11 protein-coding genes are annotated in these 13,323 nt (G+C 67.4%); 5 read left to right on the plus strand and 6 right to left on the minus strand.

What is annotated here, in order from left to right; genetic code table 11:
- Nucleotides 1–52 precede the first annotated feature (52 nt).
- Nucleotides 53–904: a phytanoyl-CoA dioxygenase family protein gene (locus tag POL67_RS27310; RefSeq protein ID WP_271922217.1), complete on the plus strand. Its 852-nt coding sequence runs from the start codon at nt 53–55 to the stop codon at nt 902–904.
- Between the two features lie 107 nt (nt 905–1,011).
- Here POL67_RS27310 and POL67_RS27315 read toward each other — a convergent pair whose 3' ends face one another.
- The 3 genes from POL67_RS27315 to POL67_RS27325 all read right to left on the minus strand — a co-directional run bounded on the left by POL67_RS27315 (nt 1,012) and on the right by POL67_RS27325 (nt 7,148).
- Nucleotides 1,012–3,288 (minus strand): FG-GAP-like repeat-containing protein, encoded by a 2,277-nt coding sequence (locus tag POL67_RS27315; RefSeq protein WP_271922219.1) that lies wholly within the window; start codon nt 3,286–3,288, stop codon nt 1,012–1,014.
- Nucleotides 3,289–3,963: 675 nt separating this feature from the next.
- Nucleotides 3,964–5,451: a poly-gamma-glutamate hydrolase family protein gene (locus POL67_RS27320; RefSeq protein ID WP_271922221.1), complete on the minus strand. Its 1,488-nt coding sequence runs from the start codon at nt 5,449–5,451 to the stop codon at nt 3,964–3,966.
- A gap of 902 nt (nt 5,452–6,353) precedes the next feature.
- On the minus strand, nt 6,354–7,148 hold the full coding sequence (locus POL67_RS27325; RefSeq protein WP_271922223.1) for a hypothetical protein: 795 nt from the start codon (nt 7,146–7,148) through the stop codon (nt 6,354–6,356).
- Between the two features lie 756 nt (nt 7,149–7,904).
- Here POL67_RS27325 and POL67_RS27330 point away from each other — a divergent pair.
- Entirely contained in the window at nt 7,905–8,030 is a 126-nt protein-coding gene (locus tag POL67_RS27330; RefSeq protein ID WP_271922225.1) for a hypothetical protein, read from the plus strand.
- Nucleotides 8,031–8,148: 118 nt separating this feature from the next.
- A complete protein-coding gene (locus POL67_RS27335; RefSeq protein WP_271922227.1) occupies nt 8,149–8,370 on the plus strand; it encodes a hypothetical protein in 222 nt (73 codons plus the stop codon).
- Nucleotides 8,371–8,437: 67 nt separating this feature from the next.
- Here the strand turns inward: POL67_RS27335 and POL67_RS27340 are convergent, their stop codons facing one another.
- Nucleotides 8,438–9,814 carry a hypothetical protein gene (locus tag POL67_RS27340; RefSeq protein ID WP_271922229.1) on the minus strand — a complete coding sequence of 459 codons (1,377 nt, stop codon included), beginning with the start codon at nt 9,812–9,814 and terminating at the stop codon, nt 8,438–8,440.
- 16 nt (nt 9,815–9,830) lie between these two features.
- Nucleotides 9,831–10,208, minus strand: a complete 378-nt coding sequence (locus tag POL67_RS27345; protein ID WP_271922231.1) for a hypothetical protein — start codon at nt 10,206–10,208, stop codon at nt 9,831–9,833.
- A gap of 88 nt (nt 10,209–10,296) precedes the next feature.
- Between POL67_RS27345 and POL67_RS27350 the strand changes: the two genes are divergently transcribed.
- A complete protein-coding gene (locus POL67_RS27350) occupies nt 10,297–11,541 on the plus strand; it encodes an LA_2272 family surface repeat-containing protein (protein WP_271922233.1) in 1,245 nt (414 codons plus the stop codon).
- On the opposite strand, the gene POL67_RS27355 is transcribed toward POL67_RS27350, so the two are convergent.
- On the minus strand, nt 11,538–12,185 hold the full coding sequence (locus POL67_RS27355; RefSeq protein WP_271922234.1) for a hypothetical protein: 648 nt from the start codon (nt 12,183–12,185) through the stop codon (nt 11,538–11,540). The two genes, POL67_RS27350 and POL67_RS27355, sit on opposite strands and share 4 nt — an antisense overlap.
- Before the next feature lie 260 nt (nt 12,186–12,445).
- Between POL67_RS27355 and POL67_RS27360 the strand changes: the two genes are divergently transcribed.
- On the plus strand, nt 12,446–13,318 hold the full coding sequence (locus POL67_RS27360; RefSeq protein WP_271922237.1) for a M57 family metalloprotease: 873 nt from the start codon (nt 12,446–12,448) through the stop codon (nt 13,316–13,318).
- Nucleotides 13,319–13,323: the final 5 nt, after the last annotated feature.

Raw genomic sequence — 13,323 nt, forward strand, 5'->3', positions numbered from 1 at the left:
CGCGGGGAAACAGGGTGGAACGAACGACCCGTCCCGTGTAGCATGGGCACGCATGCCCCTCGAGAGCGTTCCCGCCGCCGCCACTGCCGAAAGGCTCGTCGAGGTTCTCGAACGCGACGGCGCCGTCATCGTCGAGGGGCTCGCGACGCCTGCGGCGATGAGCCGCATCGGCGATGAGCTTGCGCCTTGGCTCACACTGCCGATCGAAAAAAGCCCGCTCGGCAACGATCGCTTCAAGGGCATGAAGACGCTACGCACCTCGAGCCTGATCGCGAAGTCGCCGGGTTGCCGCGACCTCGCGACGACGCCACGCGTGCTCGAGGTGCTCGACCGCGTGCTCGGCCCGCAATGCGCGACCTATCAACTGTCTTGGACGCAAGCGATTCGCATCGCGCCGGGCGAGATCGCGCAGGTCGCGCACCGCGATACGAACATGTACCCGTTCGCGCGCCCCGGGCCCGAGTGCTTCGTGAATACGATCTGGGCGCTCACCGAGTTCACGAAAGAAAACGGCGGAACAGTCGTGTACCCCGGCAGCCATCTGTGGTCCGACGCGCGCGTGCCCACCCCCGACGACGAGGTCGCGCACGTCGAGATGGCGCCCGGTTCGGTCGTGATCTACTACGGCTCGGCGTATCACGGCGGCGGCGCGAACGTGACGACCGACCGCGATCGAATCGGCATCGGGCTTGCGTACACGCTCGGCTGGCTTCGCCAAGAAGAGAACCAGTACCTCGCGTGCCCGCCCGAGATCGCGCGCGATCTGCCCGAAGCGCTACGTAACTTGATCGGCTACGCGGGGCACTACCCGTTCTTGGGTTGGCACGAGGGCGCCGACCCCGCGCTGCACAAGGGCGCGGGGCAACGAAGGAAGTACACGACGAATCTCAAGGGCAGGGGCTAAGAGCGCCGAGAATACACCGGGAGCGGGGGCGGAAGTGGGAGCGGGGGCGGGAGCGTCAGGGCACACCGCCCCATCGCGCCCGCTTGCGCGGTATCGTGGGCACCTACTCAGAGTCCGTTGGGGACCACGGTCACGGTGCCAGAGCCCCTGTTTGTCAGGATGAGGTCGGCGTACCCGTCCGCGTCCATGTCCGCGGTGGCGATGGCGTTGAGGCCAGGCGAGGCGCCGGTCGTGACGACGGTGCCCGTGGTGAAGCTTCCGTTGCCGTTGCCAGTCATCGGGCGGACGCCGCCCGAGGCTGTTGTAACGAGGATGTAGGCGTCGAGCTTGCCATCGCCGTTGAAGTCATCGGCCACGACGCCCAGCGCCGAGTTGACGGCTGTCGTGGGCGCGGCGGCGGACTGAACGCCGCTCGCGAAGGTGCCGTTGCCGTTCCCCTTGAAGAAGAAGAGGTACCGGCCGGCCGCGCCGTTCGAGAGGATGTCGAGCGTGCCGTCGCCGTTGGCGTCGCCAAAGGCGATGCCCGCCGTCTGGCCGTTGACGGCGTTGGTGTAGGAGACGGGTGCGGCGAACGAGCCGTTGCCCTGGTTGATGAGGGTCGACAGGCGTGCGCTGGCGGGGCTCGTCACCACGAGATCGGAGAAGCCATCGCCGTTCAGATCACGGCAGGCGATGGTCGACTGCACGCCGCCGGTGTTCGGGATGGTGATGAACGTGGGCGCGCCGAAGCTGCCCGCGCCGGTGCCGAAAAGCACGCTCACCTGGCTCAGGGTCACGCTGGTGGTGGCGATGTCGACCAGCCCATCGTGATCGAAGTCGCCGGCGCAGAGGTGGACGGAGCCCGGGGTGCCGGTGGTGAAGTTCGTCGGCGCGTCGAAGGTTCCGGGCGCGCTCGGGCCAAGGTTTCGGTAGACGCTGATGCTCCCGTTGCTGAGGAGCAGGTTGGTCTGGCCGTTGACGGTGACGGCGTCGAGCCACCCGTCACCGTCCACGTCCGCGGCCACGACCGCGTTGCTGGAGAGCGGAGCGCCCGTGTAGTTGACCTCCGCCTGGACGGTTGCGTCGCCGTTGCCGAGGAAAGCGGAGAACGAGCCGGAGGGGGTCACGATCGATCCGGATTCGGCGTTGGCCACCAGGATGTCGAGCTTGCCGTCGCCATTCACATCGGCGACCGCCGGAGCCAGCGGGTTGTGGTTCGCGGGGACGCTGATCGGCGTGCCGGGGACCTGACCGGAGGGCGCGGCCTGGCAGGTACCGTTCGAGCAGATTTCGCCCGTCGCGCACGCGATGCCGCAGGCGCCGCAGCTATCGGCGTCGCTCTGGAGGTTCACCTCGCAGCCGTCGGACGAGTTCCCGTTGCAGTCCCCGAGGGGGCCGGTGCAAGCCTCGCAATGGGTCCCCTCATAGGTGGGCGCGCACTGGCAGGTGTAGCTGCCCACGCCGTCGGTGCAGCTGCCGCCGTTCTGGCACGGGCTCGCGGCGCACTCGTCGATATTGGTCTCGCAGTTGGTGCCGGTGTAGCCGGGAGCGCACGCGCAGGTGTAGCTATTGATGCCGTCGGTGCATGTGCCGCCATTCTGGCACGGGCTTGCGGCGCACTCGTCGATGTTGGTCTCGCAGTTGGTGCCGGTGAAGCCAGGCGCGCATTCGCAGGTGTAGCTATTGATGCCGTCGGTGCATGTGCCGCCATTCTGGCACGGGCTTGCGGCGCACTCGTCGATGTTGATCTCGCAGTTGGTGCCGGTGAAGCCGGGAGCGCACGCGCAGGTGTAGTTATTGATGCCGTCGGTGCATGTGCCGCCGTTCAGGCACGGGCTTGCGGCGCACTCGTCGATGTTGGTACAGCTCACGCCGTCGCCCTCGTACCCCGCGTTGCAGGCGCAGGTGAAGGAGCCCGTGGTATTGGTGCAGGTGGCGTTTGCGTCGCAATTGTCGGTGCCGGCGGCGCACTCGTCGACGTCGACGCAGGTGCCGCTCTGGCACGTGAGGCCGTCGCAGCAGGGCACCGTGGCGTCGCACGGCGCGTTCACGGGCAGGCAGCCCAGGCCGCTGCACGTCGGGTCGAAGAGCGGCGAGGTCGGGTCGAGGCTGGTGACGTGGTCGCCGTTGTGAGAGCTATGCGCGTTGATACACGCCTGCTCGCTGACTCGGATGATCGTGTAGGGATGCTTCGTCGAGCTGGTCTTGTGGCAGATCTGGACCGTACCGTTGACATCGAAGTAGTTGCACTGCTCGGCGGTGAGCGCGTCATGGACCTCGCCCACGGCCTCGTCGCCTTCGTGGCTATCGGCCTCGGAGGGGTCAGCGCTGGCGCAGCCCGCGAGGAGCAGGGCGGAGAGAGTCGGGATCGTCAGATAGGAGAGAGAGCTTTTGAGATAACGCATGTCGAGTTCTCTGTTCTTGTTAAAGTGTGGGCTGCCGCGCGTCGAGCCGGCGCTGACGGAGAGGCGTCAGGTCGTCAGTTCAAGAACGATGCCACCGTGGAATACGGCTTCGGGAGGTGATGTCGAGGCAGGCCCCTGCCCGTCTTTCGGCGCGCCGGCCCGGTATCGCGGACACCACGACACGGAGGACGACGGACCTCGGACCCAGTCTCCATCTGCTGCTGCTGCTGCCTGAGCGCCTCAGCTGCGGAGAATGAGCATCACCATCCCGAGCGATCGCGGCTGCTCCGTCGAGAACGAATACGGAGTGTCGGTCCGCCAGCATGCAACGGGTCCGTGAGTCCCGTGGCAGAATAGAAGTTGTCGCGGTCATGCGCCTACGACGTCATCCGGACACATGGAAGAGCCGTCGAGGCGCCTGAACCTCATGAGGTAGGAACGCCGGCGGGAGCGGAAACGGGAGCGGAAGCGCAAGCGCGAGCGCAAGCGCAAGCGGGACGGGGATTCAGGGGATCCCGCTCGAGGACGGGGGTCACGGCATCGATAAGCGGAGGATATCGCGGTCTCCGATCGATGGACGCTGAATGGAACGGCGCGGCGGTTGCCGCGCTCCTGCGTCCATACGCGCGCCGCAGGCGCCGGGGGGCGCCCCAGGAGCCACCGGGCGGCGAGAAATCACCATTGAATGGCGAACACGGCGCCCTTCGGCTGGCCGGTGCTGCTGCTCGCGCGGATGACGGCGCGGTACGTGGCGCCGTCGTAGATCTCGGGTTCGATCCAGGGAGTGGGGCCCGTGGTGACCTTCACGGAGTCGCAGTTCATATCCGAGGTCAACACGTACTCCATCATCCCTCCCCCGACGCGGAACGCGTGGCCGTAGCCGTCTATGCCGTAGATGTCGACGTGCGCCGTGTCGCCAACTTCGCAGTCCCACACCGCGGTGATCACCTCTTTCGGGCGGTTCAAGGGGGTCGACGGGACCTCGATGTCACCGATGAAACGGGGGCATTCGCCGTCGGTCGCATAGTCGCCGTTCGTAGCGTAGACGACGGTCTGCTGGCCATTGGTTTGATCGGCGTAGTCGTGTACGTCGGAATCGTCGGCGGGGTCCAGCAAGCAGTCGTAGACCGAGCGGACGGCGTCCCTCGCCTTCTCGCGCCGCGTCGTGCTGTCGAGCACGGCAGGGCTCTGCTCGATCTGGACGCCGCCGTACGACCCGATCCAGTTGACGTAATTAAACTGGTTGCTGCCAGCGAGATCGCATCCACTCGTGTTGGACCACGCGATGTCGAGCCCTTCCCCTTGCAAGTACTCGCTGAGGATCTCCGCGACGCCCTGCCGGAATTCGGGGAAGATACTGCCGCCGACCTGGATGTCCACGCCCGAGCACGCATGTCGATGGAACGACACCGAGTAATAGACCTGGTTCGGCACGAAGCTCTGGAGCAAGGGGAAGCTGCGCCAGCTGATGTCGGTCGAGGTGATGTGGAACTTGGCGTCTGCGCTGGGATCGTTGCTGTTGATGCCCACCACCCAGGCGCCATTTCGCGTCGGGTTGTGGTTGTAGATGCCCTCCACCTGGTCGAAGGTGTAGTCCTCGAAGGGATGGGGCGCCGTGTAGACCACCTTCGTGTTCGCGTCGCGTGACAGGAACTCTCGGACCTTGTTCGACGAGCTGTTCTTCACCGCCGAGATGGTCGTCGCCGGCTCCGCGATCGCGGGCGCGACCCCTGACGCGTACTCGTTCGACACCGTGACGCCCGTGGCCGAGGTCGTCTCGCCGGCGAGCGCGACCCGGTTGGTGAAGAGGGTCTGGCTCACCTGGATGTCGCTCGTGGAGCTCGCCACGCCGTCCACGGTACAGAGGCCTCGGAGCGTGGTGCCGCGCTTGATGAGAAGCTGCTCTCCATAATGAAACTTGGTCGTATCGTAAGTTTCACCAGGCGCCACATAGGAATTGGCGTGCATGCTGTCGAACATCGAGGAAGGCACGCGGCACCGCTCTTTGCTGGTCATGCTCGAGTCCACGGTGACGGTGATGCTGCTCTGGTTGAGCGCCGCCTGGTTCACGCCGATGGATTCGATTCCATCACCCGCCTGCTCACCACCGCAAGCCGCGAGGGCGCAGGCGAGGACCGGCACGATCATAGATGCATTCTTCATATTGGATCTGCAATGCAGTCGCATGGAGTCTCCGGGGTAACACGTAGAGCGCCGAACGGTTCGGCGCTCTGCGAGATCGCGAAGCGAGCTCGCCTCGGGGGGTGAATCGTCTGGGCTTTGCCCGGACGAGAGGGGGACGCGAGGCGTCCCCCTCGGGACGAAAGAAGGCAAGAACATCGAGCGGTTGTCAAACCGACCGATGTTCTTGGACAAATCTCACGCGGGGGCGTAGCACGCTCCTCGCGTGGCGATCGTCGGAATCTTGCTCCACGCGGATCGAACGACTGTTTGCCGCCCGGCTGGCGTGGGCGCAGGGAAGGGGAGCGAGCGGCAACCCATCGGATATGCGGCGGCGCAGGACCTTGTGCCGCTGCATGGGGGGCGTTGCATACCAGGTTCGGGGAATCTGTGCCGTCGCGAAATCTATGCCGTCGCGAAACGCAAACACGTCAAGGGAACCGGCCTTTGGCCATCGAGATCAAGACGCGGGCCGCATCGCGCAGCCGCTCGGGTCCTTCCGGGACCCGCGCGCCTTCCAGCGGTTCGCATGCCCAGCACTGTCCGTCTTCCTTACGAACGCGCCGGTTTCCGAACGAGACGCCCGTCACCTCCCGCGAACGCGGTGGAGGAACCGGCGGGAGCCGTTTGAACATGCGCGGTGCCCCGAAGAAGGCCCATCCAGCCTTCAACCGCAACAACAGCGGTAGCGCCGAACGGTTCGGCGCTCTGCGAGATCGCGAAGCGAGGGGCACGCAGGCGGAATCTGTCGGGGTTTCCGTAGGAATACGGCCAAGTGCCGTAACCGCTCGACCCGAAGGGCACTCCCGCTCCCGCTTCCGCTCCCGCTTCCGCTACCGCTACCGCTTTGCGTCGACGAGTCACCGCAAAAAGGGGTTGGCCCGTTATGTCGGCTCCTCGGGAATCTCGGGCGAGCCGGGCCAGGTGATGCCCACCTTCTGAAGGCGCCATCGAGCGCCGAGCACGCGCTCCGGTTTGGGCGTGGGGAGAAGGAGCGTCTCGAGCTCGGCGGGCGTGAACTCCGTGGGGCCTTTCAGCCTCCGGTCGACCACTGCGTCGATGACTGCGTGGGCGGGGGCGTCTTCCGGGCGGTCGTGGTACGTCACGATCCACCCGGGGCGTGGACGATACGACTCACACGACAGCGGCAAGAGCCGCCCCTTGTGGAGCAAGCCCCACGCGGCCAGCCGGCGGGCGCCGTAGGGCGTCGGATCGTCGAAGAGCGTGCCTCCCACGCGATCGCCGTGAAGCCAGAAGCCCACGCCGGCCCACCTCTCCCCATGCTCGTCCCCCACGTAGAGCCAACCGACGGCCATCACGAACGCGGGCTCGAGCTCGGCAGGGAGCCCTGGCACGGCCGCACGCACGTCGTCCGGGCCGCCGGTCACCGCGTCGACCGAGAGGCGGAACTGCTGGATCGGCCCCCACCCGCTCTCGCACGCGAGGCCGACGACGCCCGCCTCGGTCCACGCGACGACCTCGTAGTTTCCTTCTACGTCGACGTTGTAGATGGCGCCTCGCTGGAGGTCGCCCGTCCACTCCATGCCGTCGGAGGCTGGATACCAAAAGCGCGCGATCCGCCTGAGGTAGCCTTCGACGTACGCGCGCAGCGCGGCGCGGACGATGGCGTCTCGGTCGAAGACGAGGCGTCCGAAGTGGCGGGTGACCCGTTCGATCATGGTGTTTCGCCTAGAGGCCTTGGATCGAGAGGCGACCCGCACGCACCCATCATCGCTGCCCCACCGAAGCCCAGCACCAGCACGCCCAGCATTGCCGAGCGGCGTCTCGTCATTGCTTGCATGAAGGAGCGGATCGCACGTTGCTCGGCCGGGCGACAAGAGAAAACGAGCCAGGGGGGCTCACGATGCGCCCGGGAACCGAGCGTCCCATGACGGTGACCTGGCGGCGGGATCCGGCGGGAGCCGCGGGAGCCGTACACAATCAGATTTCACTTGCCGACAACCGCGGCGAGCATGTCGACGAAGCCCCCGGCCCTTGCCGACAACCGCGACGAGCTCGTCGACAAGACCCCAGCCGTTGCCGACAAGCCCGGCGACCATGACGACCAAGCCCCCGGCCCTTGCCGACAAGCCCGGCGACCATGTCGACCAAGCCCCCGGCCCTTGCCGACAACCGCGGCGAGCTCGTCACAAGGACCCCAGCCGTTGCCGACAAGCCCGGCGACCATGTCGACCAAGCCCCCGGCCCTTGCCGACAAGCCCGGCGACCATGTCGACCAAGCCCCCGGCCCTTGCCGACAACCGCGGCGAGCTCGTCACAAGGACCCCGGCCGTTGCCGACAAGCCCGGCGACCATGTCGACCAAGCCCCCAGCCGTTGCCGACAAGCCCGGCGAGCCCGTCGACCAAGCCCCTCCTCGTTGCCGACGAGCCCGTCGCGCATGCCTTCCTCGCGTCCTACGGCGTGCTGTCATCCATGGGGGAACGAATGCCCGACCTGGCCACCGAGCTCCAGACGGTGGTAAACGTCATGGCCACCGGGCCGCGGAAGAAGTCGCCAACGACCTGGAAGGAGCCCGCCGCGGGGCAGGCAAAGCCCTGAACGGTACACCATGACAATTCCCAGGAAAGGGCGCCGGATCGTTCGCGTGGGGGACACGGACTATGCCTTCCGTATTCGGAAGAAGCCAACGTACCGCCAAGCTGCCTTCCAAGCGTCGATGACGCTCGCCATTCAGCCGCGCGACGCCGTCTCCGGAAGCGTGCTCATGGTCGACCTCATGGTCAGCCGCCCGGACAACGGGTTGAGCACGCATCAGACGGCCGTGAAGCCGGCGATGGTCCGCGAGATGATTGCGGGGGCCCTGGCGAGCGGCTGGCAGCCTTTCCACGCAACCGCGCCGTTTTTCTACAGATACCCCCTGATCTGCGATGGCTCTTGAGGTGCGCACCGGCTCAAATCCCGTCGGGTGCGAGCCCCCCACGCCCCGGTGCGCGTCGTCGTCGGGGTCACCCCTTGGGCTTGCATTCGATCTCGGAGGGCGTGCCCTTTTTCACGTCGCACGAATAGACCGCGCTCTCCTTGCACCCGATGAGCTTGATCGTGCGCTGGTATCGGGATCCCGACCTGTCCTCGGCGACGGTGATCTGCGTGCCCGCACATCCATGCGCCTTCCCGAAGTGCTCACGCGCCATCGCCCGGCCCTCCACGCCGACGCGCGCGTGCATTTCGTCGAGTCCACACGTGAGGGCCTGCGTGTCCGGGTCGCGATCGCAGACGAGCCGCAGGGCCGTCGGCTCCTGCCCGCAGGTGGCGTCGACGTCGACCTGCGCCACGAGCTCGCCGGGGGATACGGTTGGGGCCTGGAGCCGGCAATCGGGGCGCAGCTTGCCCAGGACCTCCTGCGCTTTCGTGCGCACTTTCTCGCGGTCGAGCTTCTGCAGCGCCTCGCAGCTCACCTGCCGGGAGCGCAGCTTCCACGCGTAACAGCGCAGGGTCGCTCGTCCTCGGCAGCCCTCGGCATGCCACACCTGGCTCCAGACCCCCTTCGGAGCATCGTACCCAATGGGATCCGCCCGCAGGCGCGGCGTCGCGCCCAGGGCGCTGCATTGCGCCTCGTCCGCGTAATACCGCTCGGCGCGCCTCTGGCTGTCCGCCACCGCCTCGGGCATGGGAGGCTCGGGCGCGCATTGCCCTGCGTCGTTCGCCGCGGCATCCAGCGCGCAGGTGATCGGCATGAGCGTCCCGCAGCCCGAGAGAAACACCTCGATCACTCCATCCTGGGGAATGGGCCCGGCGCCTTGTGGGACGAGCTCGATCGTCTTGCAGCCCGTCTCGGCCTGGAAGACGGCGCGCGCGTCCGCCACCGCTGCTGCAAAGGCCTTCACCTCGGGCGGCGGGGGCTCGCATTGCGGACGAATTTTGCCTGTCTCGCAAACGTACCGCGCTTCCTTGCCGCAGCCCTGCACGACCAATCGGTGGCCGTTCGAATCGGCCACCCGGAACCTCCAGGCGAGCGCGTCGTCGTCCGACGACTTCGCTTGGTCGAGCGCGCACCCCGTCTCCCGCCAGAACATCGCGCGCGCGACGAGCGACCTGTTGTGGAGCGATTGCACCTCGTCGACCTCCCGGGTGCATTCCTCCTCGTTGACCTTACCGTACAAAAGCGCGGTCTCGTACGTGCAGTTCTCCGTCACCCACAACCCGCCGCAGGCCTGCAGCTCGCGGCCCGTTTGCACGAGCGGCGCCGAATCGACGTTGCAGGACAAGATGTCGTCGGGCGTCGTGGCCACGGGCGCCGGGCCCGAGGGCCAGACACGCCCACCGCCGCACGCCGAGGCGAACACGACGCCCGCGACGACCCACCACCCCCCATAGGTCTTCATGACCCCCGATGCTACCTCAGCCCCCGGGGCCGCGCGCAACGGCGACGTAGAGGAACGCCTCCTTGCAGCCGTAGCCTTCGCGCAGCGTCGTGTCGACGCAGAGATCCCGCACGCGATACTGACCGCCGCCGCCGCCGTCGGGCGTCTCGATGGTGATGACGCAGTCGAGATCCACGGCTGGCGTCTGGACGGCAAAGAACTGCCCTGCGGCTCGCATCGGCTGAAGCTTCGTCCTTTCGCCGACCGGACAGTCGATCCATACCGAAGCATCCGCGAGGGGCTCCCGAACGGGCCCCGCGCCGTCGCGCACCACGGCCACCCGAAGGTGACCGGCGGGGTCGCAGGCCATGAGCAAGAGGGGGAGGAGCGCCCCGAGGGAGACGATTTGCTTCACAAGATGGGAGTACCACGGAAGCGTCGGCGTTGAGGAGGGGAACCACCTTCGCGCCGCGCCCAAGAAAGGGTACGCTCGACCCCGCGCCATGACGCCGCGTCCCGACCCCACCGCCCCCACGAGGCGCACGCTCGCCGCGGCCGCCGCGCTCGCTCTCGGCCTGCTCACCGCCGTCGCGGCCGCCGACGAACCCGCGTCCGCTTCCGCCGCCGCTCCCGCTCCCGTCGCCATTCCCGCGCCCGCGCCCGCGCCTCTCCCCGACCCGGAGTATCCTCCGCCCGTCGTCGCCTCCGAGCCGAAAGCTCCATCGCCCGCGACCGTCCGGTATCAGCCCGTCAACGTCGGGTTCATGTATCCGATCGCCACGAATGCCGGCGCGCCGGACATCTTTACCCACCTCGACCTGGCCCTCGTGCTCGGCCGGATCGGTTATCTCGGCGGGTTGCAGATCGGGCCCGTGGGCTGGGTCGGGTACGATATGCGGGGCGCGCAGATCGGGCTCGCGCACGTCGTCGAGGGGCGCGCCGAGGGGCTCGAGCTCGATGGCCTCTTTTCCATTGCACGAGGCGATTTCGCGGGCGCGCAGATCGCGGGGCTCATGGGGTGGACGAGCGGGCGGATGACCGGCCTCGCGCTCGCAGGCATGGCGAGTTACGTGTACGCCGATGTCGACGGGGTCCTCCTCGGCGGGCTCGTTTCGGTCGCCCGCGGAAAGGTCCGCGGGCTGCAAATGGCGGGGGGGACGAACATCGGGCGCGTCGACGGCCTGCAGCTCGGGATCGTGAACGTCTCGGCCGAGGTGCGCGGCGTGCAGATCGGGCTCATCAACGTGGCGCGCCGGATCAAGGGCGTGCAGGTGGGGGTCCTGAACATCACCGACAAGCTCGAAGGCGAATCGCTCGGCCTCCTACCGATTCCGCGGCGCGGCGGCGTCCACCCGGTGGTCTGGGGGTCGAATTCGATCTTCGCGAACCTCGGCGTGAAATTCGCGAGCGCGTATGCGTATTCGATCCTCGGCATCGGCCTCCACAACCGGCCGCTCCCCGACGGGAAACGACAAGCTGCGTTCACGGCGGGGCTCACGCTGGGCGCGCGCGTGCCGATCACCGAGGGGTTCGCGGTGGCCGGGGATCTCGCGGGAAACCGGCTCTTCGCGGACGGCGTGCCGCTCACGACGCACGACGAGCTGTACAAGGCGCGCGTGCTCGTTTCGTTCGAGATTGCCAAACGGCTCGTGCCGTTCGTCGGGGGAGGCGTGGCGATGGCGGTGCAGGGATCGGATTCGCTGCGCTTTTCCTTCCTGCCGGAGGGGACGGCGGGAATCGAGCTTTAACCGGCGGCCGCCGTGGCCGTCTCGCCCGGCGCGGGCAGGTTTTCCCCGGCCTGCGCCTGGTCGTGCGCGTCGAGCGCCCGGGCCGCGACGAAGAGGAGCGCCGCGTGCGCGAGCGAGACGAACGCATACGCGACGATCGGCACGATGTCGCGCTTCGGCCCACACATGACGAGGAGCGCCGCGACCAGAAGGACGTTGTGAAGGACCGACCAGCGGCCGACCCAACGGGCCCGCGCGGCGGCGTCCGGGCCGCGGCGGAGCATGAGGATGCCGAGCCCGAGCAGCGACCCGGCCACGTAGAGGCCACTTGGCGCCGAGAGCGTGAGGATGAGGACGCCGGGCTCCATGAGCTCGAGGGGCCTGCCGAGCATCTCCAGGCTGACGACGACCCCCACGAGCGCCGCGAGCGCCCCCGGGATGACCATCTGCCCGAGCAGGAAGCTCGTGATCGCCGCGAGCTTGACCGACCGCGGCGTCTTGCCGGGCACCCAGATCGGCACCTCGGCGGCGCGGTACGCGCTGCCGCCGCGCTTCTCGTACCGCGAAAGGACGAGCCCCCAGACGTCGCGCCCCGCGACACGGCCCACCACGTACAACAGCGACGGCAGGAGCAGGGACCCCACAACGAGAATGATCTCCATCATGACCTCGGCCTCGCTCGATGGACGCGCGAGGAGCGCCGAACGTTCCGTCGCGCCCGAGGAAGTAGGGTGGAGGGTTCGAGGAGACAAGGTGGCGAGCCCGGTCACGCCTCCTCCTTCACGCTCTGCGCCACGACGACACGCGGACCGGACATTTCCAGGTTCCGGTCACAAAAATTACCATATCGACGGTCCTTTCCGATCCTGGTAGACATTCGCCCCTGTCCCGGATGGTCACGAATCGGAACAAGGAGTCGTCGCCCATGAAGAAGCTTGGCCTCGTGTACGGATTGCTGGCTCTCTCCGCCGCGCTCGCGACGGGTTGCGTCGCCGAGACGGGCGAGCCGGTGGACCTGGAAAACGTCGGGATGGACCTCACCTGGGAGGAGTTCAAGGCGCAGGCCTATCAGGAGCCGGAGACGGGCGTTTACATCGTCGACGGCGATACGCCGATGTTCAGCGAAGAGGAGCTCGAAGCGTTTTACCTCGAGCACGTGCAGCAAGGCCGGCTCGCGGTCATGACCTCGGGCGGCCAGGACGTGAAATGGGATTCGGCGACGGCGCTGAACATCACGTATTGCATCAGCACTGGCTTCGGCAGCCGCTACAGCGCCGTCGTGAATGCGATGAACACGGCCACGAGCGCCTGGGAAGGCGCCGCGAACGTGAACTTCGTCCACAAGAGCGATCAGGACGCGAACTGCTCGGCGCAAAACAAGAACGTGATCTTCGACGTCCGCCCGGTGAACGTGGGCGGGCAGTACCTCGCGCGCGCGTTCTTCCCGAACACGAGCCGCAACGGCCGCAACGTGCTCATCGACAACACGGCATTCACGTCGCAGGGCATCTCGCTCGACGGCGTCCTGCGTCACGAGCTCGGCCACGCGCTCGGCTTCCGGCACGAGCACACGCGCCCCGAGGCGGGCGCCTGCTTCGAGGACAACAACTGGCGTGGCCTCACGCCCTACGACTCGGGCTCCGTCATGCACTATCCGCAGTGCAATGGGACGAACTCCTGGGCGCTCAACCTGACGAGCCAGGACAAGGCGGGCGCGGCCCTGCTCTACGGCGCCCCGGGCAGCGGCGGCAGCGGTGGCAGCGGCGGCAGCGGCGGCGGCGGCAAGGGCAACAAGTGATCGGC

The organism is Polyangium mundeleinium (genome assembly GCF_028369105.1).
GTDB lineage: Bacteria > Myxococcota_A > Polyangia > Polyangiales > Polyangiaceae > Polyangium > Polyangium mundeleinium.

What these genes read in the sequence shown, in the direction of transcription:
- POL67_RS27310 (WP_271922217.1), top strand. Translation starts at nt 53, where the DNA reads ATGCCCCTCGAGAGCGTTCCCGCCGCCGCCACTGCCGAAAGGCTCGTC.
- POL67_RS27315 (WP_271922219.1), bottom strand. Translation starts at nt 3,288, where the DNA reads ATGCGTTATCTCAAAAGCTCTCTCTCCTATCTGACGATCCCGACTCTC.
- POL67_RS27320 (WP_271922221.1), bottom strand. Translation starts at nt 5,451, where the DNA reads ATGAAGAATGCATCTATGATCGTGCCGGTCCTCGCCTGCGCCCTCGCG.
- POL67_RS27325 (WP_271922223.1), bottom strand. Translation starts at nt 7,148, where the DNA reads ATGATCGAACGGGTCACCCGCCACTTCGGACGCCTCGTCTTCGACCGA.
- POL67_RS27330 (WP_271922225.1), top strand. Translation starts at nt 7,905, where the DNA reads ATGGGGGAACGAATGCCCGACCTGGCCACCGAGCTCCAGACGGTGGTA.
- POL67_RS27335 (WP_271922227.1), top strand. Translation starts at nt 8,149, where the DNA reads ATGACGCTCGCCATTCAGCCGCGCGACGCCGTCTCCGGAAGCGTGCTC.
- POL67_RS27340 (WP_271922229.1), bottom strand. Translation starts at nt 9,814, where the DNA reads ATGAAGACCTATGGGGGGTGGTGGGTCGTCGCGGGCGTCGTGTTCGCC.
- POL67_RS27350 (WP_271922233.1), top strand. Translation starts at nt 10,297, where the DNA reads ATGACGCCGCGTCCCGACCCCACCGCCCCCACGAGGCGCACGCTCGCC.
- POL67_RS27355 (WP_271922234.1), bottom strand. Translation starts at nt 12,185, where the DNA reads ATGATGGAGATCATTCTCGTTGTGGGGTCCCTGCTCCTGCCGTCGCTG.
- POL67_RS27360 (WP_271922237.1), top strand. Translation starts at nt 12,446, where the DNA reads ATGAAGAAGCTTGGCCTCGTGTACGGATTGCTGGCTCTCTCCGCCGCG.